This window comes from Marinobacterium sp. YM272 (genome assembly GCF_050908845.1).
Taxonomy (GTDB): Bacteria; Pseudomonadota; Gammaproteobacteria; order Pseudomonadales; family Balneatricaceae; genus Marinobacterium_D.
In genome coordinates, this window is the sequence record NZ_CP194171.1 from 134,921 (window position 1) to 159,198 (window position 24,278).

Below are 24,278 nucleotides of genomic sequence, written 5' to 3' on the forward strand. Positions count from 1 at the left end.
TCCTGTCAGAGCAGCTCTGACCGGCCTGAACAATAAGCACCACAAACAAAAACGCCCCGTCACAGACGGGGCGTTTTCAGTGTCAGACCTGCGGACTTATCAGTCCTGCGGGCCGGCGCTCTTGATCGCTTCAGAGACACCGTCAAACTTCTTGAAGTTACCAGTGAACTTGGCGATCAGTTCAGCCGCTTCCGCGTCATAGGCGGCCGGATCAGCCCAGGTATCACGCGGGTTCAGCAGTTTGCTGTCGACACCCGGTACGGAGGTCGGTACGGACAGGTTGATGCCCGGCAGGTGCTGGGTTTCACAGTCGTTCAGCTTGCCATCCTGGATCGCGCTGATAATCGCACGGGTGGTCGGAATGCTGAAACGCTCGCCGGTACCGTAGGCACCACCGGTCCAGCCGGTGTTGACCAGGAATACGCGGGAACCGAACTCTTCGATACGCTTCATCAGCAGGTCGGCGTATACGTGTGCCGGACGTGCGAAGAACGGCGCGCCGAAGCAGGTGGAGAAGGTGGATTTGATACCGCCACCGGAACCCATTTCGGTGGAACCGACCAGCGCGGTGTAACCGGACAGAAAGTGGTACGCAGCCGCTTCCTTGGTCAGCACGGATACCGGCGGCAGAACACCGGTCAGGTCGCAGGTCAGGAAGACGATGGAATCAGGCTCGCCGCCCATATTGGTAGCGGAACGCTTCTCAACGTGGTCCAGCGGGTAGGCACAACGACCGTTTTCGGTCAGGTGCGTATCGTTGTAATCCGCATGACGCTTCTCATCCAGGTGCACGTTCTCGACGATGGCACCGAAACGGATCGCGTCCCAGATGATCGGTTCGTTCTTCTTGCTCAGGTTGATGGTCTTGGCGTAGCAGCCACCTTCCAGGTTGAACACAACGCCCTTGCCCCAGCCATGCTCGTCGTCGCCGATCAGGTAACGGGTCGGATCTGCAGACAGGGTGGTCTTGCCGGTACCGGAGAGACCGAAGAAAAGGGTGGTGGAACCGTCTTCGCCGATGTTGGCGGAGCAGTGCATCGGCAGCACGTCTTTTTCCGGCAGCAGGAAGTTCTGCACGGAGAACATCGCTTTCTTCATCTCACCGGCGTAACGCATACCGGCGATCAGCACCTTGCGCTTGGCAAAGTTCAGGATAACGCAGCCATCGGAGTTGGTGCCATCACGCTCGGGTACACACTCGAAGCCGGCAGCGTTGATGATCTGCCACTCTTCCTTGCCTTTCGGGTTGTACTCGTGCGGGCGGATAAACAGGTTCAGACCAAAGAGGTTCTGCCAGGCGGTCTGAGTAGACATTTTGACCGGCAGATAGTGGTTCGAATCGGCGCCAACGTGCACGTGAGATACGACGTGTTCCTGATCGGCCAGATAGGCTTCAACGCGATCCCAGAGGGCGTCAAACTTATCGGTATCGAACGGACGGTTGATGTTGCCCCAATCGATGGAGTCAGCCGTGCTGGGCTCTTCGACAATGAAGCGATCCATCGGCGAACGGCCGGTACGTTTACCGGTTGTGACGACGAGTGCGCCGGTGTCCGCCAGAACACCTTCGTTACGTGCAATCGCCAGCTCGACCAACTCCGCCGGGCTGGGATTCACGTGTACATTAGTAACGTTTTCTTTGGTCATTACCTGATTCCCTTGGCTCCGCGCCAATTTACCTGAAAGCAATAAAGAAAGAGTAATTGTTATTGGCGTGCGGTTTTTATACCCGCATCGTTATTCATATAACATGCGATTATCGCATAAGTTCAAATCGACGATAACCCAGAATATTTCCTATGTTGGCAGCCTTAGCCGCCAAGCAGAACATTCAGTGCATGTGATCGGAATCGTCCAGCTGCCCGACTTCGTGAAACAGCGCCCGGATATCGGTTTCGTCGAAACGATAAACCTCGTTGCAGAAGTGGCAGCCCGCCTCGACAACACCGCCGTGCTCCTGGGCCAGCTGCAGCAGCTCCTCCTCGGTCATCATCTTCAGCGCTTCTGCACTGCGACTACGGCTGCAGTCACAATGAAAACGCAGCGGCTGCGGTTCGTAAAGACGGCATTTCTCCTCGTGAAATAAGCGATACAGCATGGTTTCGTTGTCGAGGTCCAGCAGTTCGCTGTCCTTGAGCGTCGCGGCCAGGGTATTGATATGCTGCCAGTCCGCATCACCACTGTCAGAAGCCGGGAGAACCTGAAGCAGCAGGCCGGCGGCACGCTGACCATCGGCAACCAGCTGAATACTGGTGGAGAGCTGTTCCGACTGACGGAAGTAATCCTGCAGACAACCGGCCAGTGTGGGTTTTTCCAGCGGCACCACACCCTGGTAGCGAGAGCCGTTGTCCGGCTCGATGGTCAGTGCCAGGCGGCCATTAACCAGCAGTTCATTGAACGCCACATCATCGGCAATATCGCCATCGTAACGAGCGATCGCGCGCAGCTCGGTATGATTGCGGCACTCGGCCATCAATACCCGCACCGCCCCTTCGCCCGCGGCCTGCAGCATCAGACGCCCTTCAAACTTCAGGTTGGAGCTGAGCAGGCTGACCGCCGCGAGCATTTCACCGAGCACCCGCTGGATAGCCAGCGGATAATCCGCCCGTGACAGCACCTCCTGATAGCTGCCTTCAACCCGGGCGACGACGCCACGGACATCGATCTGATCAAAAAGGATACGTTGAATCTGGTCGCTGTTACTCACTTATCACCTGCAGTAATAAACCCTCGGCCCGCTACCCACTTTGACTCTATGGGGGGCCGACTACCGGGGCATTTAAAAAGAACGGCAGATTTTAGCCGATTGAGTATTCAATGATCACCCCGGCAGCGGTTTTTTCCGCTCTGCAGCGGGGACCATTGCGGCTGAAACCGGCAGGCGTTTAAAAGCGCCCCTTGACCCGCAGCAGTTCGCGGCGGCTTTTCTTGTTGGGACGATGATCCGGACCGCTGCCCATCTGCTTGCGCTGCTGCATGAACTCTTCCCGGGCGCGGATACTCTCTTCGGTTTCGCGATAGAGCTTCTGCGCTTCCGGAGCACCGCGGCGCTGATCGGACAGGGCGATCACCTCCACCGTCTTCTCCTCGTTGCCCTGGCGAATCTGCAGCAGCGCACCGACCTCGACCATTTTGCTGCACTTGGCACGGTGACCGTCGTAGTGCACCTTGCCGCCTTCAATCATCGCCTTGGCGATAGCCCGGGTCTTGTAGAAGCGTGCGGCCCATAGCCACTTATCCAGTCGAACCCGGTTCGGATGTGAATCGTCATTATGAGACTGCTTGCTCATAGGGGTGGCATTACCTCGGAAAAATCGTCTGTGGCATCAAATCCATCAATCACACGGGCCGGCATCCGGCTGTCCGGCGTGGTGACACACAGCAGATGTTTAATACCGAAACGACGCGCGGACTCCAGCACCGGCAGGCTGTCATCGACAAACAGCGTACGCTCCGGATTGAACGGTTCCACCTCCTGAAGCTTAGACCAGAAGCGGATATCTTCCTTGGGCAGGCCGAAGTCGTGGGAGCAGATCACCAGATCGACCTGCTGATCGATAGCGGTGCGCTCGATCTTCAGGCTGAGGCTGTCGCGGTGAGCATTGGTGACGATCAGGCTGCGACGGCCGCTGTTGCGCAGACGCTCGAGAAACGCCTCGACACCAGGACGGTAGCCGATACGGTCCGCAACCTCTCGTTTGAGTTCGGCAATCGGAACCTGCAGCTGTTCGCTCCAGTAATCCAGGCAGTACCAGTTCAGCGAACCACGCTCGGACATGATCCGCTCGATCAGCGGCTCCCGACACTGCTGCGGATCCAGGCCATGAATTTCGGCATAACGCCGGGGCAGGAATTCGAGCCAGAAATGGGAGTCAAAGTGCAGATCGAGGAGAGTGCCGTCCATATCGAGCATCACGGTATCAACGGCTTGCCAATCCAGCATAATCAGGGAACACTCGCATGGATGGAAAAAAGGACCAGAGAGTATGCCGCGAAAGCCCGAGATTTTGAAGGTGACGCCGGTCGCCGATAGCCGCCTGTTCCACGTCGAAGCGGTGGACCTGCGATTCAGCAACGGTGAAGAGCGCTGCTTCGAACGCCTCGCCACCCGGGGACATGGCGCCGTGATGGTGGTCGCCCTGGACAGGGACAACAACGTCCAGCTGATCCGCGAATACGCCGCCGGTCTGCATGACTATATCCTGACCCTGCCCAAGGGGCTGATCGACCCGGGCGAAACCGCGCTGGAGGCCGCCAACAGGGAACTGCAGGAGGAGGTGGGATTCGCTGCCCGCAAGCTGGTGCCGCTGAAAAACCTGAGCTCGGCGCCAAACTACATGGGGCACAGTATCAATGTCATCCTGGCACAGGACCTCTACCCCAGCGAACTGCCCGGCGACGAACCTGAGCCACTGGAGCGGGTCACCTGGCCGTTCGCTGAGATCGAGCAGTTGATCACCCGGGATGACTTTTCCGAAGGCCGCGCCATTGCGGGCCTGTTCCTGGCGCGCCAGTACCTGCAGCAGAATCCGCAGAAAGACTAGGTCCTACTCCGGGTTGCGGCAGGCCAGGGTGCCGGCAACGACGGTGTTATTGACCTTCTCGGAGAACACAGGGTCGGTGCTCCGGTTGTCCATGATGCGCTGCACCTCCTGGTCACTGAAACGTTCATGGACATAGTTCGACAGGCAGTTGCACTGCTCTTCCGTCGCATTGCCCGACGCCAGGCAGCCATCGCGAAACGGTGTCCAGGTCTTCGAAGTCAGAAACTGTGATTTCACCAGATAGATCGCAAGCAGCACCGCCGCCATCCACAAAAACACCTTACCCATCTGTCAAAACGCCTTGTAATTATTATCAGGATCCCCATTTTAGGGAGAGAACGGCGCAGTTCCAGCTATCTATTAGTCGCAGAGACGCAGGCAGCCATGAGCAGATTCATGGCACCCTGAATCGCTCTGAACTTCGGTATAGCTGCCCAAATACCACTACAGACTGTGCCATGATACTGACCCACAAGGGTGGTATTATCGAAAAACCGCCGGGGGTGACCCGAAGGGAAAACCCAGTTTTATGCGTGGAAGTAACCCCTGCGATTCGCGCACTGCACCGATGCAGAGCCGGAATCGGCAAAGTGACTTTCGAAAACCTGTCAAACAATTAAGGTGAAACAATATGAGCTTTGAACTGCCAGCACTGCCCTACGCAAAGGATGCTCTGGAACCGCACATCTCTGCTGAGACCCTGGAGTTCCACCACGGCAAGCACCACAACACCTACGTAACCAAGCTGAACGGTCTGGTTCCGGGTTCCGAGTTCGAAGGCAAGTCTCTGGAAGAGATCATCACCTCCGCTCCGGCTGGTCCCGTTTTCAACAACGCTGCTCAGATCTGGAACCACACTTTCTACTGGAACTCCCTGTCTCCGAACGGTGGCGGTGCACCGACCGGCGCTATCGCTGACGCGATCAACGCCAAGTGGGGTTCTTTCGAGAAGTTCCAGGAAGAGTTCAACGACAAGGCTGTGAACAACTTCGCTTCCTGCTGGACCTGGCTGGTCAAGAATGCAGACGGTTCCCTGGAAATCGTTAACACCAGCAACGCCGGCACTCCGATGACCAACGGCCAGAAAGCGCTGATCACCGTTGACCTGTGGGAACACGCTTACTACATCGACTACCGCAACGTGCGTCCGGACTACCTGAAAGGTTTCTGGGCACTGGTCAACTGGGACTTCGCGAACGAAAACTTCGCTTAATCTCCACGTTGTACCGAAAAAAGCGCCCGAGGGCGCTTTTTTTGTGTCTGACGGCTAGGGAAACGCTGCTCAGGGTGCCAGCAACGGCTCCAGATTACTCCACACCGTATCCAGTATTTTCGGCTGCGCCTCGGCCCTGGGATGGTAGCCGTCGTCTTGCATCAGATCCCAGTCGCTGGCGACACCATCGAGCAGAAAAGGCACCAGCGCGGTCTGTTTCTGCTGCGCCACCTCCTCGAACAGGCCGAAAAACGCCTGGGTGTACTGCGGACCGTAGTTGGGCGGCAGCCGGTTGCCGATCATCAATACTTTCGCCCCGGCGGACTGGGACAACTCCACCAGCTGCTGCAGATTAGCGCGCACGATCTCCAGCGGTGTACCGCGCAGACCGTCATTGGCGCCCAGCTCGATCAGCACCAGCGAAGGCTGATGCGTTTCCAGCAGCCCCGGCAGGCGCGAAAGGCCGCCACTGGTGGTCTCGCCGCTGACACTGGCGTTGACCACTTCCAGTGTATAGCCGCTGTTTTTCAGCCGCTCCCGCATCAGGTTGACCCACCCCCTGTCCTGTTCGATGCCATAGCCCGCCGAGAGGCTGTCTCCAAGCACCAGCATCGAGGCAAAGCTCGCTGGACTTGTTATGATCAGCAACAAAAACACCACTGTTCGCATCGTTGGAACTCCTCCGAATAGTCTCAAGACCGATACGGTTAGAACCTTCTTCCCGACCGACGTTCCAATAACCAGCATCAAAACCATTCAGGCTCATTTGCCGTAAACAAAGGTTGAAAGGCAGCCAAGGAGAGATATGGACCAGTCTAACGCGAGCCCGTCGATGATCGAAGCACGGGCGATCAGCAAACATTTCGATACCGAGGCGGGGCGTGTGGCGCTGTTCAGTGACCTGGACCTGAGCGTACCGGTTGGCGAGAGCCTGGCTGTGGTCGGCCGCTCCGGCGCCGGCAAGTCAACGCTGCTAAGTCTGCTGGCGGGCCTCGACACACCGAGTAGCGGCAGCGTCAGCATTGCCGGTCAGGCGATCGAAACGCTTGATGACCGCCAGCGTGCGGAACTGCGCGCCAGCAAGATCAGTTTTATATTCCAGTCCTTTCATCTGCTGCCGGAGCTGACCGCACTGGATAATGTGCGCCTGCCGCTGGAAATTCGCGGCGCCGCCAACCCGGAGCAGGATGCCCGGCACTGGCTCACCGAGGTCGGCCTTGGTGAACGTACCGACCATTACCCGTCCCAGCTCTCCGGCGGCGAGCAGCAGCGCGTCGCCATCGCCCGTGCCTTCGCCACCCGACCGGCCCTGCTGTTTGCCGACGAGCCCACCGGCAACCTGGATGAAGACACCGGCAGCCATATCATCGAGCAGCTGTTCAGCCTGAACCAGCAGGAGGGCACCACGCTGATTCTGATTACCCACGACCCGGAACTGGCGGCCCGTTGCCAGCGGCGTTTGCGCCTGCATAACGGCCAGCTGACGGAGGAGTGATCATGAGCCTGCTCCCCCGCCTGGCCCTGCGCCAGCTGCGTACCCAGTTACGCACGACCGAATGGCGGGCGTTGCTGCTCGCCACGCTGATCGCCATCACCCTGACAACGCTACTGACGCTGCTGGGCGACCGTCTCGAGCGCGGTCTGCTGCGCGAAAGCGCCAACCTGCTTGGCGCCGACCTGGTGCTGAGCAGCGGCCGTCCGCTCTCCGAGGCACGGCTGCAGGAGATCACCGCCAGCGAAGTCACCAGCACCCAGGTGGTTCAGTTTCCCAGCATGGTGTCCAACCCCGCTGCCGGCGACACTCCGCCAATGCTGGTATCGGTACGTGCTGCCGATGCCCCCTACCCGCTGCGCGGTGAGATCATCACCGAGCCGGCTCACTCCAGCGACCTGCCCACACCCGGCAACGTCTGGATAGAGGCGCGGGTAATGGACCAGCTTGGTCTCAAGCTCGGCGATACTCTGCAGCTGGGCTACAGCGACTTCAGCGTCAGCGCCGAGCTGATCAGCTCCCCGGATCGCGGCACCGGCTTTCGCAGCTTCAGTCCCCATATCATCATCAACCATGCCGACCTGGAAGCCACCGGCGTCCTCGCACCAGGCAGTCGCGCCAACTTCCGTATACTGATGTCCGGCAGCAAAGAGCAGATTGCCACCCTGGACGCACAGCTGCGGCCAACTCTGGCGGATTACGAACGGCTGCTGGCCCTGCGCACCGACCAGCCACTGACCGGTAATGCACTGGGTAACGCCCTGGCCTACCTGAAGCTGTCAGCCCTGACCGCCCTGCTGCTCTCGGCCCTGACGATACTGCTGAGCCTTCGGCGTTTCAGCCAGAAACAGTTCACCCGCAGCGCCCTGCTGTTGAATCTCGGTCTCAACCCAGCGCAGCTGGTGCGTGTCTATCTTTACCAGTTGTTGTTCGCCTGGGTAGCGCTGACACTGCTGGGCACAGTTATCGCCGCGCTGGTCGACGGTCTGGTGCAGTCCTGGCTGGTCAACCTGCTGCCCCAGCGATTGCCGGATCCCGCGTTCTACACCTGGTTCAGTGGCGCAGCGCTGGGGCTGGTCATGCTGATACTGCTGGGCCTGCCGCCGGTGCTCTCTCTGGCGAGAATCCCGGTAGCGCACCTGCTGCGGGGCGACACCCCACCCCAGGACCGGCGCGCCCGCATGCTGCAGGCCAGCTGTCTGGTCCTGCTGGCAATCACGCTGCTGCTGTTCCTCCAGGCACCGTTGGCGGCACTGATTCTGCTGGGCCTGCTGGTGATTGGGGGGCTGATGTTCGGCTATATCGCCCAGTTCCTGCTGGAGAGACTGGCTGAGCCGATGGCCACAAAGCTGCTGCTTGGCCGCCTGCTGCGGCTGCGACTGCGCCAGCAGCGCAAGTGGCACCGGCTGCAGTCGGCGGTCATCGTACTGCTGCTGACGCTGCTGGCGGTGGTCTGGGTCAGCCGTGCCGATCTGCTCGCGGAGTGGCGCGCCAAGTTTCCCACCGACACGCCGAACTACTTCGTGATCAATATCCAGCCCTGGCAGAAACCGGACCTGGATGGTTTCCTGCAGGATAACGGCATCGACAGCGAGCTGTACCCGATGATCCGCGGCCGTCTAAATGAGCTCAACGGCAAGCCTATACGTCCCCAGTTGACTGAAGAGCAGCTGCAGGACAACACCCTGAGACGGGAGCTGAACCTGAGCTGGACCCGCGATAAACCTGAACACAACGAGCTGCTGGCCGGCCAGTGGTGGGAGAGTACACCGGATACACCACAGATCTCGGTCGAGCAGGACATGATGGAAGACCTGGGACTTACGCTCGGTGACAGTCTCGGCTTCGATATCGGCGGCCAGCAGGTGTCGGCGCAGATCACCAGTATCCGCGGCGTGGAGTGGACCTCGTTCCGGCCCAACTTCTACGTCATCTTCAGTCCCGGTGCGCTGGAGGACTACCCCGGCACCTGGATCACCAGCTTCCGCCTGGATGGCGAGCGCAAGCAGCTGGCCACACAGATGCTGCGTGATTTTCCGTCGCTGACACTTGTCGATATCGACCAGTTGCTGGCTCAACTGGGTGTCTGGCTGAAGCGCCTGGGGGACAGCTCGGCAATGATCCTCGGTCTGACGCTGCTCTGTGGACTGATCCTGATGGCGGTGACCCTGCTCCAGGCACTGGAACAGCGCCGTTTCGAATCAGCCCTGATGCAGACACTGGGCGCCAGCGGCGAGCAGACAAGGCGGCTTGATCTGCTGGAGTTTCTGCTGCTGGGTCTGGTGTGCGGTGTGCTGGCAGGTATTGCGGCCGAGGTGACACTGGCTGGCCTGCATCTTGAGCTCCTGCACGTGGATCCGAAGCTGCACCCCTGGCTCTGGGTAACGCTGCCAGCACTGGCCTCGCTGTTCTTTGTCGCCACCGGCTTCCTGATCCGCCGCCCGTTAAGGCTGGATCAGTGCTACCGGTTGCTGAGGTCGCAAAGCTAGTAGAAGGCACGCAGCCGAAGGGCATACCCCCCGTGCCGACTGAAACCGGCACCGGGGTGAGAACTGCGTGCTGACCTGCGCGAGGTGCCTCAAAGCGACAGGTCTGCGCGCGGTTCGCCCTCCTGATCGATCTGTGGATAACAGAGGAACAGGCGGTCGGCCGCCACGCCCTGCTGCAGCTTCTCCTTCAGCGTTTCCGAACGCGCCTGGGCCAGCTGCCGCAGACGTTCGCTCAACTCCGCTGCCAGCTCCTCGCCCTCCAGCGGCGTGGTACGCATGCCGTTTTCCTTGTTAAGTGCCTCGCCAACCGTCTGGCGGTCATCCTGTACCGTCACACCGCACAGGTTGAGGCGCAGCCCCTCGCGCTCGCTCATCAGTCCCGCCAGCTGATCCAGGTAATCACCTGCCGCCCCCGTGGGCAGCTCGGCTTCTCCCGCCGGGAAGATCACCGGTTCCAGATTGATAAAGGCGCCGGTCTTGCTGGCATCGATGGCGGTTTCCGCCAGCGTAATCAGCGCGCCGTAGGGCTGCAGTGCCTGGATCAGATAACTCATGACACCCTCCTTGACGCCTTTGCCGATCACACGGTTGATGATGCTCTGGTAATCGAATGAGGGATCGTCCAGGGAGCCGCTGATCGGCACATCCAGATCGATGTTTTCATCGTCGTCCTGGAGCACGGCAATGGCTGTTCCCAATGGCAGGCTGAGTGTCTCCTCAAACTTGCCGATCTGCTCCTGATCCGCCGGATCCACCTCCAGACGGTTGATCCGGATATGGTTTTTACCGTCGAGGTTGTCGGCGTCCAGCGTCCCTTCCATCGACAGGTTTAACTGCCCACTTTTCAGATAGTAACCGGTGTACTTGATGCTATAAGGGCTCACCGCCGGCATCTGCACATCGTCGAGGCTGACCGTCCAGTGGCCACTGCGCGGCGAACCCAGCAGACTGATCGCGCCATTTACTTCCAGCTTGGCGAAACGGTTGAACACACCGCTGAGGCTGAAATCGCTCTGCTCGTTACCCTGGGTATCCAGCTTGTCGAGCGATGCCTGACTGATCGCCAGATCGGACTTGAAGTCGGGCTCCACGGACCTGTCGGTGAATTTGATGTGACTGTCACCATCCACGGCGATGCGGTTAATCCTGACCCGGAACGGATCGCTTTGACTGGCCGCCGCGGCAGGCTGTTCAGCAGCGGCTGTCGATTCTCCGCCGGAAAGGGCAGCCAGCTGGGTTTGCAGCGCCTGGATATCCACAGGCTGCATCTGTTCGTCCAGCGTAACGCTGGCATTGAGATCGGACGCGGTGATCGAGTTGATCACTGCACTGTTTGCGCCGAGATCCAGGCTATCCAGCGTCAGTGCGGCCAGGGAGGCCAGCGGTTCACCGGACTCGGTACTGGCAAGACTGAGACTGGAAACCCGTCCCGACGCCAGCGCCACCTGCAACGGCAGCGCAACCTTGAGCGCATTCAGCTGTACCGCGTTCAGCGAGGCCAGCGGCTTGCCACCCGCCTGTACGTTTGCAGCGCCGAGGGAGAGTGTGGGCGCACTGAGGGAAAGGTTGCCGCTGTCGATGGAATAACTCGCGTCGGCGGTGGTCGACAGGCTCTCCAGCGCCACCTGCATGGCCCCGCCCTGCTGCAAAGCCACGCCGTTCAGGTTCAGGTTTGTGCCTGCCAGGGACCAGTCGTTCAGCGCCTTCGAGGTCAGAGCTGTGGACAGATCAGCCTTGCTCAGCGACAGCGACAGTGCGCTGCCCTGCTCCAGTTTCAGCGCAGCCAGTTGCAGCTTGTTCTGTCCCTGCAGATCCACCTGAACGGCTTCGCCGCCACTGACCTGCACCCTGGTATCGCCCTGCCAGTCGGCGGAACCGAGTCCAAGCGACAGCGCATCGCCCTGCTGCAGTGCCAGGTCCGCAACCTGCAGACGGTTCTCGCCCTGAACATTGACCGCCAGCTGTTCGCCTCTGCCGACCTGGATATCGCTGTCTCCCTGCCAGCCCAGCTGACCCAGGGCCAATGACAGCGGCGCTTCACCAGCCAGGGTCAGCGCCAGCGTCTGCGCATCCAGGGAGCCGGCAACACCCAGATTCATCGGGCCTTCGCGACTCAGATCCACGTCCACCTTGCCATCCCAGCTCAATCCCCCCAGATCCACCTGTTGAGCGCCCTGGGTCAGGGCAGCGCCCTCGGCCAGACTGATCCGGGCACCGACCGCGATATTCGCCGGGGCAAAAGCGGCCAGGGTCAGATCCACGCCGCCATCGAAGGTCAGCGACGGGGTTGTGAAACTCAGTGCCTCATCCTGCCAGGAAAGATTGCTAAGGCTGATCGTGCCGTTGGGCGTGATATGCAAACTGTCGCCGGCCAGTTCACTGCCCAGTCGCAGATCAGCGCTGACAGTGGCTGACTCCAGCTGCGGCACAAACTGTGCGACCAATGGGTGCACCGGCAGTTTTTCCAGCTTCAGTGCAAGGTCGGCACGCTTGTCTGCCGGCAACGGCAGAGCGCTGGAGTCAATATCGAAGGGGGCGCCGTTGATGCGGCCATGCAGTATCAGCGCCGTTGGCTCCTGCGGCTGCCAGAAAAACAGACCGCCGAGCTGCAGCTGATCCAGCTCCAGATGGTGCTCCTGTTTGAACAGCTGCAGGCGCCAGTCGATGCTCTGCAGCGACAACGCATCCAGGCCGACGCTCCAGCCGGATGGTTCATCGCTCGGCGGCGCTTCGGGCTCTGCCGTTTCATCGGCCGGTGGCGCCAGCTCCGCCAGATTCAGCGGGCCAAGCCACTGCTCTTCAAGGGTATATACAAAGCCGGAACGAACCCCCTCAACCTCCAGCGGCAGCAGATGGATTCTTTTATCGAACAGATCGCCGTAATCGATGGCGGCACGGAAGCGGTCGATATCCAGCGGGTAGTGCCCCTCGCGCCGGGCCTTTAGCCCCTCGATGATCACCTCACCGCTGAGCCAGTTAACCGTCAGCGCCTTGAAGCGGGCGTCCTCCACTCCCTGGGAGCGAAGCCAGATAACGACCTGATCACGCACCACATAGGGCAGTGCATGGAATGTCAGCATTAGGGTAAGGACAATTCCCACCAACCAGGCGATCCATTTCATGGGGTGTTACTCCTGTGTACTTCAACCCGAGGATGACATACAGCATAGCGGAAAGCGCTAAGGGCTATGTAGCTGCCGGTACGGCTTATGCCACTGACGTTCTACGACAAAGAGGCCGCTACTAAGCACCCGGGGGCTCTGGTAAAATCCGCGCCGATTCTATGCAGTCGCCATAGGCGACAAATCTAAGAAACCATAATTTTCAAGTTTTTCAAAAGGGTGAATACGTCATGGCGCATGATGAAAACTTCCGCGACTCTTCCGGCTGGGGCTGGCTGGTGATCAACACAGCCGCAATGCTGTGGATTACCATGCCGGTGAGCATCGTACTGACCAAAGTGGTCCAGTGGTAAACTGCTCAGAGCGTAAAAGCTCAGTGGCAAAGCGTTAGGGTTTGCCTGACCGGCCAGCCTGTCCAGACAGCTGCGCATCGGTAAACTCGCCAAACGCTCGGCCCCTAGCCTTGCAAGCCTCGGGGACTCACCTTAGAGGTACTGCAAGCGCCGGGGCCTGCCCCCCTCCCCCCGAACGACTCACCTTCTCCGTTAAGCGGCATCTTCCCGAAAGCACGCTCAATCACCTGCGTATTATCAGACGTTATCAAGTGTCGGCTTTCTCAACGGATAAGCTTGCCGGGAGTTAACGCTGGACCTGAAACCGAGATCAGTGCGGCGGGTATAAAGAGGTAGAGACGACAGGATAGTCGGGGTGAAACTGAAGGGTTTTCAGCAGATGGGAATCTGACTCGCAGCGCACTTTCACTGCTGCTGAGGAAAAGGCAGCCTGTCAGACCGCCCCTCCCCTGAATCACTGCACCAGAGCGAGGACAAACCGCTCAAAGCATGCAGCTCAATGCATACGGATCAGTGCGAGTAGTGTAGCTCTTCGACGCCGTTCGGCGTTCCCATCAACACCACATCCGCACCACGACGGGCGAACAGACCGTTGGTCACGACGCCAACGATGTTGTTGATCTGCTGCTCCAGCGCCTTGGGATCGAGAATCTCCATATCCTGCACGTCGATGATCACGTTGCCGTTGTCGGTCACCACGCCTTCGCGGTAGACCGGCAGACCACCGAGCTTGGCCAGTTCACGGGCCACATAGGAGCGCGCCATCGGGATCACCTCCACCGGCAGCGGGAATTCGCCCAGCAGATCCACTTTCTTGCTGCTGTCGACGATGCAGACAAACTCTTTTGCCACGGCGGCAACAATCTTTTCGCGGGTCAGCGCCGCACCGCCGCCCTTGATCAGGTTCATGTGCGGATCGAACTCGTCGGCACCATCCACGTAGACCGCCAGCTGATCGACACTGTTGAGATCGAATACTTCGATACCGTGACCGCGCAGACGCTCGGCGGTGGCGTCGGAGCTGGCCACCGCACCGGCAAAGCGGTTTTTCACGCCGGCCAGGGCATCGATAAACAGATTCGCCGTGGAACCGGTGCCAACGCCGATAATGGTGTCACTTTCCAGCAGCGGCTTGATACGTTCAACGGCGGCCTCGGCCACCGCTTTTTTCATTTCGTCCTGGGTCATCGCCTTTCGGGTCCTGATTAAGATCGCGGGAGTGGCTAGATTATACGCAACACACCGCTGCCCTTATAGACGCTGAGGGTTTGAGCCGATACCATTTCCTCCTTTCGTCTCGCGTGCAATGCGCCTGGGGAGCTCGCCTTGTATCTGAATACGTCAGGCCTCGCTGAGACGCTATCGCCTTATTCATAGCTTCCCCATTAATCCAGAAGTGCCCTATGCAGCGTTATATCAAAAAGATCCTCGAAGCCCGGGTTTACGACATCGCGTGCGAAACGCCGATGGACGAAGCCCGCGGCCTGTCCGAACGCCTTGGCAACCGTGTTCTCCTCAAGCGTGAGGATGAGCAGCCGGTGTTCTCATTCAAGATTCGCGGCGCCTACAACAAGATGTCGCAGCTGAGTGACGAGGAAAAAGCACGGGGTGTCATTACCGCCTCGGCCGGCAACCACGCCCAGGGCGTGGCAGCGTCGGCACGCAGGCTCGGCATCAAGGCGACCATCGTCATGCCGAAGACCACTCCCGATGTGAAGGTGGCCAACGTCAAACGTCTTGGCGGCCGCGCGGTGCTGCACGGCGACACCTTCGATGAGGCACGCGCCCACGCCCAGCGCCTGATGGAGGAGAAGGGGCTGGTATTCGTCCACCCCTACGATGATCCGGATGTGATCGCCGGCCAGGGCACCATCGGCATGGAGATTCTGCGCCAGGAAAGCGGACCGATCGATGCGATCTTCGTACCCGTCGGTGGCGGCGGCCTGATCGCCGGTATCGCCTCCTACGTCAAATACCTGCGCCCGGAAACCAAGGTGATCGGTGTGGAGTCCAACGAATCGGCCAGCCTGGCGCTGGCGATGGAGAAAGGCTTCCGTGACACCCTGGACCAGGTGGGCATCTTCGCCGACGGCGTGGCCGTGGCCCAGATCGGCGAGTACACCTGGGAGATCGCCAAGGATTACGTCGACGAAGTGGTCACCGTCACCACCGACGAGATCTGTGCCGCCATCAAGGATATCTTCGACGATACCCGTTCCGTCTGCGAACCGGCAGGCGCACTCGGCGTGGCCGGGCTGAAGAAATATGTTGCCCGCGAAGGGGTCGAAGGCGGCACGCTGATCGCCATCGACTCCGGCGCCAACGTCAACTTCGACCGCCTGCGCCATATCGCCGAGCGCTCCGAGCTCGGTGAACAGCGTGAAGCGATCATCGCGGCGCGTATCCCGGAGCGCCCCGGCAGCTTCAAGAAATTCTGTGCCGCACTCGGTAAGCGCAACATCACCGAGTTCAACTACCGCTACTCCGATGACAGCCAGGCGATGGTTTTTGCCGGTGTGCAGATCCTGCCCAATAACGGCGGTCGCGAAGAGCTGCTGAGCGAGCTGCGCGAGCACATCGAGGACGTCACCGACCTGACCGACGATGAAACCGCCAAGCTGCATGTGCGCTACATGGTGGGCGGCCACGCACCGGCCAGCGTGGCTAATGAAGTGGTTTACCGCTTCGAGTTCCCGGAACGCCCGGGCGCGCTGATGAAGTTCCTCAACAAGCTGGGCGGTCGCTGGAACATCTCCATGTTCCACTACCGCAACCACGGTGCAGCCTACGGTCGAGTACTGGTCGGCATGCAGGTGCCGGAAGAGGAACACGCCCAGGTCGGCCAGTTCCTCGAAGAGATCGGCTACACCTATTTCGATGAGACCGAAAACACCGCCTACAAGCTGTTCCTCGGCTGATTGACCCAATCAGACCGGCGCTTGTCATAACAAAAAGACCGGGGCAACTGCCCCGGTCTTTTTCGTTGTATCAGCGTTTTTTGCCGCCGGAATCGCTGTCGGCGGTGAGGATATAATCCACCTCATCCTGACTCAGCAGCTGGGCGTCATAGGTCAGGTCCTGGTTTTCAATCACCTCCACGAAGGCACGCAGATGGTTCTCCGAGCCATCCAGCAGATTGGAATAAACCAGTACCAGCGGACGCTCGTCGGTGCCCTCTATCGCCTCGACGATATCCTCCATATCCTTCTCCTCGATCAGGCCACCCACATAGAGGCCATCGATCAGCGAGTTCGTCCCGGTTGCCACCAGCTTATCGTAGAGTTCCTGCAGCTCCGGGTGGGTGAACAGGCCGATCTCGTCGTGCAGAACCGGGTCCTCGATCTCATATTTATCGATCAGGTACTCGACGCTGCTGGTGTGCTCCTCCTCGGATTCGGCGATGTTGGCAAACACCTGGGTCTGCTCCCCCCAGTATTGGTCCAGGGTAAGGTAGACATCACGCGCCAGCTTCTCTTCCTCGCGCATAAACTGAATAGTACTGACCTCTTCATCGCTTAGCGTTGAGGTTGATGAATCGCTCTTGCCGGCGTATGCCAGGCTGCCAAACACTGTAGTTACCAACAGAACCGGGATACTCAGGGAACGGGACTTCAACATGTATTATGCACTCCACTTATATTAGAGATATCTAAAAAATCGAAGAGTTAGTCGCCCCTCTCAGCATAAAGTTCAAACATTTGTTCGTTTTTTGACCGCCTGTCTACCTGGCCTTTCAGTATCAAGGGGATAGGCACAAAAAGGCTGCAGCCCCGGCACTGAAACACGCCCAGAGCCTCCTCCAGGTACCCACCCGCCGTAAAAATATCCCCTGAAGGGTATATCGCCCTAACCCGGAGCAAATCTATTGTTTAAACATGGTCAATCGTCCGGCGACGATTGTGAAGATCATCTCCCTCCGGACAGCTGTCCGGCGGTCAGGATTACGAAACAGATCATGTCTGAGCTTTCACACACCACTTCTTACTACGCGGCATCGGCGAACGATAAACGCATCCGCCCCGCCCTGGAGACCCAGGTAGAAGCCGATGTCTGCATCATCGGCGCCGGTTTTTCCGGACTCTCCACCGCGGTTCACCTGGCCGAGCAGGGATTCAAGGTTATCGTGCTTGAAGCGACCCGCATCGGCTTTGGCGCTTCCGGTCGCAACGGCGGCCAAATTGTCCACAGCTACAGCCGCGATATCGACTTTATCGAGCGCAACTACGGCCAGGCCACCGGCAAGGCGATGGGCGCCATGGCGTTCGAGGGCGGACGCATCATCCGGCGCCTGGTCAAGGACTACAACATCCAGTGTGATCTCAAGGACGGCGGCATCTTCGCTGCCTGCAACAGCAAGCAGTTCGAGGAGTTGAAAGGCAAAAAGGCGCTGTGGGAAAAGCATGGCCACCCGGACCTTGAGCTGCTAAGTGAATCCGACACCCGCAACTACATTGGCTCAACCCGCTACAAGGGTGCGCTGCTGGACAGATCCGGCGGCCATTTCCATCCGCTCAACCTGGTGCTGGGCGAGGCCCGGGCGCTGGAGAGCCTCGGCGGCGTGATCTATGAAGGCTCCCCGGCGGTGCGGGTGGAAGAGGGCGAAAAGGTCAGGGTTCACACGCCGAAGGGCTGCGTCACCTCCAATTTCGTCGTCGTTGCCGGCAACGCCTATCTTGGCGACCTGATCCCCAAGCTCCAGGCCAAGGCGATGCCCTGCGGCACCCAGGTGATCACCACGGCACCACTGACTGAAGCGCAGCAGCGCGAACTCCTGCCCCGGGACCAGTGTGTCGAGGACTGCAATTACCTGCTCGATTACTTCCGTCTCTCCGGCGACGGCCGCCTTATCTATGGCGGCGGCGTCACCTACGGCGCCCGGGAACCGGGCAAGATCGAATCGCTGATTCTGCCGAAGATGCTGAAAACCTTCCCGCAGCTGAAAGGCGTCAAGGTCGACTACGCCTGGACCGGTAACTTCCTGCTCACCCTGATGCGCCTGCCTCAGCTGGGTCGGGTCGGTTCCCACGCCAATATCTACTACGCCCAGGGCTACAGCGGCCACGGCCTGACCTGCTCTCACCTGGCGGGCAAGGTGCTGTCCGATGCGATCCAGGGCCAGGCGGAACGCTACGATATCTTTGCCTCCCTGCCGCAATACCCTTTCCCCGGCGGGCGCATGCTGCGCGTGCCCTACACCGCCATCGGTGCGGCTTACTACAACCTGCGGGACAAACTCGGTATCTGACGCGGTTGATGCTTGATCCACCCCGGCTTCGGGGTGGCGGAGTATTGCTGCGAGACGAATTCGAATAAAAATAGGCAACAATAAACAGGTCATTTCAATGAATACCAACCCAACCCTTAACGCCGAGGTGGTCGAGCCCGGCGGCCGACAGACGCTGTCCAGCAGATCCAGATCGATCCTTTTTTACTGCGTCGTCATGGCGGGCTTCGCCTATCTTTCTACCCAGTACTCCAGCGACCAGGGGTTCGGCTTTGTCAGCCTGCTGCCGGCCCTGCTGACCCTCTGTGTCGCCATCTACAGCCGCCGGGCGCTCGAAGCGATCTTCGCCGGTATCGTCGCCGGGCTGGTGTTGCTGAATCCCGTGGAGGTGATCGCCGGCCTTGGCGACCTGTCGATCAACGTGGTGATGAACGAGACCATCGCCTGGATCGTACTGGTCTGCGGCATGATGGGCGGGCTGATCAATATTCTCGAGCGCGGCGGCAGCGTGGTCTGCTTCGGCGAAACCCTGGCCCGTCGCATCAAAACCAAACGCGGCACCATGCTGACCACCTGTGTACTGGGCATGCTGGTGTTCATCGATGACTACCTGAATTCGCTGGCGGTGTCGGCGTCGATGAAAACACTCACCGACAAGTACCGCATCTCCCGCGAAAAGCTCGCTTACCTGGTGGACTCCACCGCCGCGCCGGTCTGTATTCTGGTGCCGATCTCCACCTGGGCGGTCTACTTTGCCGCCCTGCTGGAGGAGAACGGCGCGACAGAATCGGGCAAGGGCATGTCACTTTATATCGATGCGATCCCGTTCATGGCCTACGGCTGGGTAGCACTGCTGGTGGTGTTCCTGGTGGCCGGCGGCATTCTCGGCAACCTGGGTGCGATGAAGCAGGCTGAGGCGCGGGCGCAGAAGGGTGACCCGGTGCCGCCGGGCGTGATCCTCGATGGTTTTGATACCTCGAAAATCAAAAAGGTCTCCCCTGCCGTTGGCCTGATCAATTTCCTGCTGCCGATGGCGGTACTGGTCGGCGCCAGCGTCTACTACGAGATCGACCTGCTGCTCGGGGCGCTGACCGCGTCTCTGTTTACCATGGTGCTCTACTACTGGCAGAACCTGCTCAACTTCGGCCAGCTGGTGGACTCCATGCTCGACGGTTTCAAGGTGATGCTGCACCCGATCGCCGTGGTCTGCGCCGGTTTCATGCTGAAGGATGTGAATGACCAGCTCGGCATGACGCCCTACATCATCGATGCCCTGACCCCCATCCTGTCGAAAGAACTGCTGCCGGCACTGGTGTTTGCGGTGATGGCGGCAGTGGTCTTTGCCACCGGTTCCAGCTGGGGAGTATTCGTGGTTTCCCTGCCGATCGTGATCCCGATGGCACAGGCGATGGATATGTCGATGCCGCTCACCGTGGGCGCGCTGCTGTCAGCCTCAGCCTTTGGCAGTCACGCCTGTTTCTTCAGCGATTCCACCGTGCTCTCGGCCCAGGGCTCCGGCTGCACATCGATGCAGCATGCACTGACCCAGATCCCCTATGCCCTGCTCGGCGCCGCCTTCACCTTCGCGCTGTTCATCGGCCTGGGCTACGCCTTCGCCTGATCTGCACGCTGCAGGTTTTCTCCACTTTCCCCAGACTGCACCGCAGTGTGGGGATTTTTTTATTCACCGCTGACCGGCGACACCCGCGGCTATGCCGGCAGCGCCGCAATGCAAAAAGCCCCCATCTGGGGGCTTGAAAGCAAATAGCTCAGGTTGAGATCAGGGCGTTTCCGGCGATACCGAATAGCCCGGTCGCGAGAAGGCTCTGAAGGTAAACGCGGCCAGCGACACTATGCCCCAGGCAAGACCCAGCACCACGCCGCTGTCGATAATCCCGCGCCAGGGCTGTTCAATCTGGCGCACAATCAGCACCAGCACCACGATCCCCCCGGTCAGGCAGATGGAGACGATCTGACGTTTGCGCGTCGCGTGGAAGTAGCCCATGCCGAAAAACGGCGCAAAGATCAGCCGCGCCGGCGTCACATTGCGCTGCAGATAGAGCAGCCGGGCCGCCACCCGCGGTGAAAAGTTCTGCTGAAAGCCCCGGTAGCCCTCGGCAAACCCCATGAACAGTACACAGGCCACCAAAGCGACCCAGTGGTACCAGCTAAAACTGTGCAACGGCATATCCAGCGCCAGCGCACCCAGGCGATAGATAGCACTACTGAATAGCATCAAAATGCCGACGAAGCCCCAGGCTGCTGCAATCGTACCCAGCATTAATGTCTGTCCCCGCAACCGCTATGCAAAAATTAACCAGGGATTATACAACCAGAAGCCGCCATCCTCATATCCGCACCGGGCAACCTGGCCTGGAACAGACAGATGCACGGTACAAAACACCCGCGACAGCCGACCTCGGCAAGACACGCAGGGATCCTGATACCCCGCTCCTGTGCATCCATGCACCCGCGGGGTACCGTACATCCTCATACCCCGCTCCTGCGCATCCATGCGCCCGCGGGATACCGTACATCCTCATACCCCGCTCCTGCGCGTCCATGCGCCCGCGGGATACCGTACATCCTCATACCCCGCTCCTGTGCATCCATGCACCCGCGGGGTACCGTACATCCTGTACATAAAAAAGCCGCTGGGGCCTGAGGCCGCAGCGGCAATCACACAGAGTGTTTTGGGGGAGTGTTGGCATCCTGCCGTCACTCCCGGATCTCCTGCTCTAAGAGCTGATAAGTTCGATCAGTAACCGTTCAGCTTATCGATGTATTCCGGCAGGAACAGCGATATCTGCGGTATGTAGGTGATCAATATCAGGAAGAACAGCAGCAGGCAGAGCCAGGGCGCGCAGGCCTTGATCACCCACACCATGTCGCGGCCGGTGATACCGGCGGTGACAAAGAGGTTCAGCCCCACCGGCGGCGTCAGCATACCGATCTCCATGTTCACCACCATGATGATACCGAGGTGGATCGGATCGATACCCAGCTGAGTCGCGATCGGGAACAGGATCGGCGCCATGATCAGCAGGATCGCGGACGGCTCCATGAAGTTACCGGCGATCAGCAGCAGAATGTTCACCACGATCAGGAAGCCCCAGGCCGGCAAGCCCCACTGCACGATAACTTCAGCGATCTGGTGGGGAATACGTTCGGTAGTCAGCACGTGGGCGAACAGCATCGCGTTGGCGATGATGAACAGCAGCATCATGGCGACCTTGGACGCATCCACAAATACCTTGCGCACTTCCGGGTGGGTCACCGATTTCGGGAATGCCAGCAGCATCAGGCCGGTGTTGCGTGCCACCACGCTGGCCATACCCTCGCCATCCTTGCGCCAGGCCACACCCTTGAGCGGACCAATATCGCGATAGCCCATCACGGCAATCAGGTAGGCGTAGATCGCAGCCACGGAAGCAGCCTCGGTCGGAGACGCAATACCACCGTAGATGGAGCCCAGCACGATGATGATCAGCATCAGACCACCGAGTGCGATCAACCCCGAACGCGCCAGCTGAGCAAAGCCCGGGAACGGCTGGGCCGGCAGCTTCATGATGCGTGCGGCGATATAGATCGCGATCATCAGGATCAGGCCCATCATGATGCCCGGTACGAAACCGGCCATGAACATCCGCGAGGCGGATACTTCGGTGGCAGCGGAGTAAACCAGCATCACGATGGACGGCGGAATCAGGATACCCAGGGTACCGGCGTTGGCGATTACACCGGCGCCGAACGCTTCCGGATAGCCGGAACGCACCATACCGGCGATAACGATGGAACCGATCGCCGCCACGGTCGCCGGCGACGAACCGGACACCGCTGCGAACAGCATGCACGCCATCACCGATGCCATCGCCAGACCACCGCGTACGTGGCCGATCGCATCAACCGCAAAGTTGATCAGGCGCTTGGCCACACCACCGGTGGACAGAAACGCGGACGACAGAATAAAGAACGGAATCGCCAGCAGGGTGTAATGCTCGGAAGTTGCTTCAAACAGCTTCAGTGCAATCGACGCCAGCGAGTCGTTGGAAAACAAAAGGATAGTGGTCACGCTGGACAGACCCAGCGCCACAGCGATCGGCATGCCCATCAGCATGCAGCCGAACAGCAGGATAAAGAGCATCGCAGTGGTCATGAGCGATTCTCCTTCTCTTCGGACTCTTTCAGTTCATTGGCCAGGTGCATACTCTCTTCCGCTTCATCGGCAAAGCTGAAACCCTCGGCCTCGCCCCGGATCACCTTCCAGCCCAGCTGCAGGAAACGGATGATCAGCAGTGCAAAACCGATAATCAGGATGGTGGACGCGGTCCATTTCGGTACCGGAATATCTTCCAGCTCGATACCGATCATCTTCATCTTCATCACGTACTCCCAGGAGCCGATCAGGAAGAGAATGCAGTAGCCCACGCAGAGCAGAATCGCGAACAGGGTGACGGCGCGATAAAGCTTCGACGGCAGCATGCGGACAAATACATCCACACCGATGTGCGCACCCACTTTCACGCCATAGGAGGCGCCAAAGAGGACAAACCAGCCGGACAGCAGCAGCGTCGCTTCCTGCGCCCAGTGGATACCAGCGTTGAAACCGAAGCGGGCGACCACTTCAGCAAAGACAAGGAGGGTCATGCTCACCAGCAGAAGAGACAGGATCGCCTCCTCGATCTGGGTGACCAGGTTACGTAAAGCCATGATGATTAAACCTCTATCCAGCCGTAGTGCAACAGACGCACAGGGGAGACCCCGGCCTTTCCTCTACATCCCTGACGGCAGTAGAAGGAGCCCGGATGGAGACCATCCGGGCGGGAATGTAGCGGGGAATTAGCCTTCGTTGGATTTCAGCGCGGCGTCGATCAGCTCAGAGCCGATCTCGTCTTCGAACTGCTTCCACACCGACTTCATGGCATCAACCCACTGCTGACGCTCTTCCGCAGTGATCTCGATCACTTCAGAGCGGCCAGAGTCGATGATGGCCTGACGGTCGGCAGCAGCCTGCTCGCCGGAGATCTGGTTACCGTAGGCGATCGCTTCGTCCAGAGCGGTTTTGATTTCGACACGCAGGTCGTCATCCAGGCCGTTCCAGAACTCGGCAGAGGTCACAACCATGTAGTCGAGCAGACCGTGGTTGGTTTCAGTGATGTAAGGCTGAACCTCGTGGAACTTCTTGGAGTAGATGTTGGACCAGGGGTTCTCGGCACCGTCGATCGCCTTGGTCTGCAGCAGGGTAAACACTTCAGAGAACGGCTTTTTCAGCGGTACGGCATCAACTTCTTCGAACTGCGCCTGCAGCACGTCGGAGGTCATGATGCGGAACTTCTTGCCAGCGGCATCGGCCGGCACACGCAGCGGCTCGCCAGCAGACATCTGCTTCATGCCGTTGTGCAGGTAACCCAGACCGACCAGACCGCGCTTGTTCAGAGAGTTCAGCAGCTCCTGACCGGTTTCACTCTTCTGGAAACGGTCAACGGCAGCCATGTCCTGGAACAGGAACGGCAGATCGAAAACCTGCAGCTGCTTGGTGTACTTCTGGAATTTGGACAGTGAAGGAGCGGCCATCTGAACGTCGCCCAGCAGCATCGCTTCTAGCACCTTGTTATCGCCGAACAGCTGAGAGTTCGGGAATACGGAAACAGTCACCTCATCGCCAGCACGCTCTTCAATCAGTTCCTTGAACTTGAGCGCCATCTTGCCTTTCGGGGTGTTCTCGGCAACCACATGGGAAAACTTGATCTCGATCGGCGCCGCGGCAGCGATCTGGGCACCCAGAGTCAGGGCAAGGGTGGTAACTGCGGCAGTCAGTAGACGCATTAGACTTCTCCTGTA

The 24,278-nt window shown here is 59.4% G+C and carries 21 protein-coding genes; 8 read left to right on the plus strand and 13 right to left on the minus strand.

Translation table 11 applies throughout. The features are described 5' to 3' along the window. Positions 1–99 precede the first annotated feature (99 nt). The 4 genes from ACQUQP_RS00715 to yrfG form a co-directional block, all read right to left on the minus strand. Positions 100–1,647 (minus strand): phosphoenolpyruvate carboxykinase, encoded by a 1,548-nt coding sequence (locus ACQUQP_RS00715; RefSeq protein ID WP_432696913.1) that lies wholly within the window; start codon positions 1,645–1,647, stop codon positions 100–102. Between the two features lie 184 nt (positions 1,648–1,831). Continuing rightward, positions 1,832–2,707 carry an Hsp33 family molecular chaperone HslO gene (gene hslO / locus ACQUQP_RS00720; protein WP_432696914.1) on the minus strand — a complete coding sequence of 292 codons (876 nt, stop codon included), beginning with the start codon at positions 2,705–2,707 and terminating at the stop codon, positions 1,832–1,834. 178 nt (positions 2,708–2,885) lie between these two features. Continuing rightward, positions 2,886–3,290 carry a ribosome-associated heat shock protein Hsp15 gene (hslR, locus tag ACQUQP_RS00725; protein ID WP_432696915.1) on the minus strand — a complete coding sequence of 135 codons (405 nt, stop codon included), beginning with the start codon at positions 3,288–3,290 and terminating at the stop codon, positions 2,886–2,888. After that, positions 3,287–3,943, minus strand: coding sequence for a GMP/IMP nucleotidase (gene yrfG, locus ACQUQP_RS00730; protein ID WP_432696916.1), 657 nt, complete (start codon positions 3,941–3,943; stop codon positions 3,287–3,289). The genes hslR and yrfG overlap by 4 nt, the downstream gene beginning before the upstream one ends. 43 nt (positions 3,944–3,986) lie before the next feature. Between yrfG and nudE the strand changes: the two genes are divergently transcribed. Then, on the plus strand, positions 3,987–4,544 hold the full coding sequence (nudE, locus tag ACQUQP_RS00735; protein WP_432696917.1) for an ADP compounds hydrolase NudE: 558 nt from the start codon (positions 3,987–3,989) through the stop codon (positions 4,542–4,544). 3 nt (positions 4,545–4,547) lie between these two features. Here nudE and ACQUQP_RS00740 read toward each other — a convergent pair whose 3' ends face one another. After that, complete coding sequence (locus ACQUQP_RS00740) at positions 4,548–4,832, minus strand: hypothetical protein (protein WP_432696918.1); 285 nt, start codon at positions 4,830–4,832, stop codon at positions 4,548–4,550. 343 nt (positions 4,833–5,175) lie between these two features. Between ACQUQP_RS00740 and ACQUQP_RS00745 the strand changes: the two genes are divergently transcribed. Further along, on the plus strand, positions 5,176–5,757 hold the full coding sequence (locus ACQUQP_RS00745) for a superoxide dismutase (RefSeq protein ID WP_432696919.1): 582 nt from the start codon (positions 5,176–5,178) through the stop codon (positions 5,755–5,757). Between the two features lie 69 nt (positions 5,758–5,826). Here ACQUQP_RS00745 and ACQUQP_RS00750 read toward each other — a convergent pair whose 3' ends face one another. Next, on the minus strand, positions 5,827–6,426 hold the full coding sequence (locus tag ACQUQP_RS00750; protein WP_432696920.1) for an arylesterase: 600 nt from the start codon (positions 6,424–6,426) through the stop codon (positions 5,827–5,829). Positions 6,427–6,562: 136 nt separating this feature from the next. Between ACQUQP_RS00750 and ACQUQP_RS00755 the strand changes: the two genes are divergently transcribed. Further along, complete coding sequence (locus ACQUQP_RS00755; protein ID WP_432696921.1) at positions 6,563–7,252, plus strand: ABC transporter ATP-binding protein; 690 nt, start codon at positions 6,563–6,565, stop codon at positions 7,250–7,252. A 2-nt stretch (positions 7,253–7,254) separates the two neighbouring features. Continuing rightward, a complete protein-coding gene (locus tag ACQUQP_RS00760) occupies positions 7,255–9,738 on the plus strand; it encodes an ABC transporter permease (protein WP_432696922.1) in 2,484 nt (827 codons plus the stop codon). Positions 9,739–9,827: 89 nt separating this feature from the next. Here the strand turns inward: ACQUQP_RS00760 and ACQUQP_RS00765 are convergent, their stop codons facing one another. Next, positions 9,828–12,860 carry a DUF748 domain-containing protein gene (locus ACQUQP_RS00765; RefSeq protein ID WP_432696923.1) on the minus strand — a complete coding sequence of 1,011 codons (3,033 nt, stop codon included), beginning with the start codon at positions 12,858–12,860 and terminating at the stop codon, positions 9,828–9,830. Positions 12,861–13,090: 230 nt separating this feature from the next. Between ACQUQP_RS00765 and ACQUQP_RS00770 the strand changes: the two genes are divergently transcribed. Next, positions 13,091–13,213: a hypothetical protein gene (locus tag ACQUQP_RS00770; protein ID WP_432696924.1), complete on the plus strand. Its 123-nt coding sequence runs from the start codon at positions 13,091–13,093 to the stop codon at positions 13,211–13,213. Between the two features lie 510 nt (positions 13,214–13,723). On the opposite strand, the gene rpiA is transcribed toward ACQUQP_RS00770, so the two are convergent. Beyond that, positions 13,724–14,401, minus strand: a complete 678-nt coding sequence (rpiA, locus tag ACQUQP_RS00775; protein WP_432696925.1) for a ribose-5-phosphate isomerase RpiA — start codon at positions 14,399–14,401, stop codon at positions 13,724–13,726. 215 nt (positions 14,402–14,616) lie between these two features. On the opposite strand from rpiA, the gene ilvA reads away from it, so the two are divergent. Then, a complete protein-coding gene (ilvA, locus tag ACQUQP_RS00780) occupies positions 14,617–16,131 on the plus strand; it encodes a threonine ammonia-lyase, biosynthetic (RefSeq protein ID WP_432696926.1) in 1,515 nt (504 codons plus the stop codon). A gap of 70 nt (positions 16,132–16,201) precedes the next feature. On the opposite strand, the gene ACQUQP_RS00785 is transcribed toward ilvA, so the two are convergent. Next, entirely contained in the window at positions 16,202–16,831 is a 630-nt protein-coding gene (locus ACQUQP_RS00785; RefSeq protein WP_432696927.1) for a DUF2202 domain-containing protein, read from the minus strand. Between the two features lie 337 nt (positions 16,832–17,168). Between ACQUQP_RS00785 and ACQUQP_RS00790 the strand changes: the two genes are divergently transcribed. Both ACQUQP_RS00790 and ACQUQP_RS00795 read left to right on the plus strand, forming a co-directional pair. Beyond that, positions 17,169–18,458, plus strand: coding sequence for an NAD(P)/FAD-dependent oxidoreductase (locus ACQUQP_RS00790; RefSeq protein ID WP_432696928.1), 1,290 nt, complete (start codon positions 17,169–17,171; stop codon positions 18,456–18,458). A 97-nt stretch (positions 18,459–18,555) separates the two neighbouring features. Beyond that, on the plus strand, positions 18,556–20,058 hold the full coding sequence (locus tag ACQUQP_RS00795) for a Na+/H+ antiporter NhaC family protein (protein WP_432696929.1): 1,503 nt from the start codon (positions 18,556–18,558) through the stop codon (positions 20,056–20,058). Between the two features lie 159 nt (positions 20,059–20,217). Here the strand turns inward: ACQUQP_RS00795 and ACQUQP_RS00800 are convergent, their stop codons facing one another. From ACQUQP_RS00800 to ACQUQP_RS00815, 4 genes are all read right to left on the minus strand, one after another. Next, positions 20,218–20,718, minus strand: coding sequence for a hypothetical protein (locus ACQUQP_RS00800; protein WP_432696930.1), 501 nt, complete (start codon positions 20,716–20,718; stop codon positions 20,218–20,220). A gap of 477 nt (positions 20,719–21,195) precedes the next feature. Further along, positions 21,196–22,593, minus strand: a complete 1,398-nt coding sequence (locus tag ACQUQP_RS00805) for a TRAP transporter large permease (RefSeq protein WP_432696931.1) — start codon at positions 22,591–22,593, stop codon at positions 21,196–21,198. Continuing rightward, positions 22,590–23,147 carry a TRAP transporter small permease gene (locus tag ACQUQP_RS00810; protein ID WP_432696932.1) on the minus strand — a complete coding sequence of 186 codons (558 nt, stop codon included), beginning with the start codon at positions 23,145–23,147 and terminating at the stop codon, positions 22,590–22,592. The genes ACQUQP_RS00805 and ACQUQP_RS00810 overlap by 4 nt, the downstream gene beginning before the upstream one ends. A 129-nt stretch (positions 23,148–23,276) precedes the next feature. Further along, the gene (locus tag ACQUQP_RS00815; RefSeq protein ID WP_432696933.1) at positions 23,277–24,263 is read right to left on the minus strand and encodes a TRAP transporter substrate-binding protein; all 987 of its coding nucleotides are present in this window, start codon (positions 24,261–24,263) and stop codon (positions 23,277–23,279) included. Positions 24,264–24,278 lie beyond the last annotated feature (15 nt).

Bases quoted from the DNA above. Each gene is read 5' to 3' on its own strand.
- ACQUQP_RS00755 (WP_432696921.1), top strand. From the start codon at position 6,563: ATGGACCAGTCTAACGCGAGCCCGTCGATGATCGAAGCACGGGCGATC.
- ACQUQP_RS00760 (WP_432696922.1), top strand. From the start codon at position 7,255: ATGAGCCTGCTCCCCCGCCTGGCCCTGCGCCAGCTGCGTACCCAGTTA.
- ACQUQP_RS00765 (WP_432696923.1), bottom strand. From the start codon at position 12,860: ATGAAATGGATCGCCTGGTTGGTGGGAATTGTCCTTACCCTAATGCTG.
- ACQUQP_RS00795 (WP_432696929.1), top strand. From the start codon at position 18,556: ATGAATACCAACCCAACCCTTAACGCCGAGGTGGTCGAGCCCGGCGGC.
- ACQUQP_RS00805 (WP_432696931.1), bottom strand. From the start codon at position 22,593: ATGACCACTGCGATGCTCTTTATCCTGCTGTTCGGCTGCATGCTGATG.
- ACQUQP_RS00745 (WP_432696919.1), top strand. From the start codon at position 5,176: ATGAGCTTTGAACTGCCAGCACTGCCCTACGCAAAGGATGCTCTGGAA.
- nudE (WP_432696917.1), top strand. From the start codon at position 3,987: ATGCCGCGAAAGCCCGAGATTTTGAAGGTGACGCCGGTCGCCGATAGC.
- ACQUQP_RS00785 (WP_432696927.1), bottom strand. From the start codon at position 16,831: ATGTTGAAGTCCCGTTCCCTGAGTATCCCGGTTCTGTTGGTAACTACA.
- ACQUQP_RS00815 (WP_432696933.1), bottom strand. From the start codon at position 24,263: ATGCGTCTACTGACTGCCGCAGTTACCACCCTTGCCCTGACTCTGGGT.
- ACQUQP_RS00715 (WP_432696913.1), bottom strand. From the start codon at position 1,647: ATGACCAAAGAAAACGTTACTAATGTACACGTGAATCCCAGCCCGGCG.
- ACQUQP_RS00810 (WP_432696932.1), bottom strand. From the start codon at position 23,147: ATGGCTTTACGTAACCTGGTCACCCAGATCGAGGAGGCGATCCTGTCT.
- ACQUQP_RS00800 (WP_432696930.1), bottom strand. From the start codon at position 20,718: ATGCTGGGTACGATTGCAGCAGCCTGGGGCTTCGTCGGCATTTTGATG.
- hslR (WP_432696915.1), bottom strand. From the start codon at position 3,290: ATGAGCAAGCAGTCTCATAATGACGATTCACATCCGAACCGGGTTCGA.
- ACQUQP_RS00740 (WP_432696918.1), bottom strand. From the start codon at position 4,832: ATGGGTAAGGTGTTTTTGTGGATGGCGGCGGTGCTGCTTGCGATCTAT.
- ACQUQP_RS00790 (WP_432696928.1), top strand. From the start codon at position 17,169: ATGTCTGAGCTTTCACACACCACTTCTTACTACGCGGCATCGGCGAAC.
- rpiA (WP_432696925.1), bottom strand. From the start codon at position 14,401: ATGACCCAGGACGAAATGAAAAAAGCGGTGGCCGAGGCCGCCGTTGAA.
- ilvA (WP_432696926.1), top strand. From the start codon at position 14,617: ATGCAGCGTTATATCAAAAAGATCCTCGAAGCCCGGGTTTACGACATC.
- yrfG (WP_432696916.1), bottom strand. From the start codon at position 3,943: ATGCTGGATTGGCAAGCCGTTGATACCGTGATGCTCGATATGGACGGC.
- ACQUQP_RS00750 (WP_432696920.1), bottom strand. From the start codon at position 6,426: ATGCGAACAGTGGTGTTTTTGTTGCTGATCATAACAAGTCCAGCGAGC.
- ACQUQP_RS00770 (WP_432696924.1), top strand. From the start codon at position 13,091: ATGGCGCATGATGAAAACTTCCGCGACTCTTCCGGCTGGGGCTGGCTG.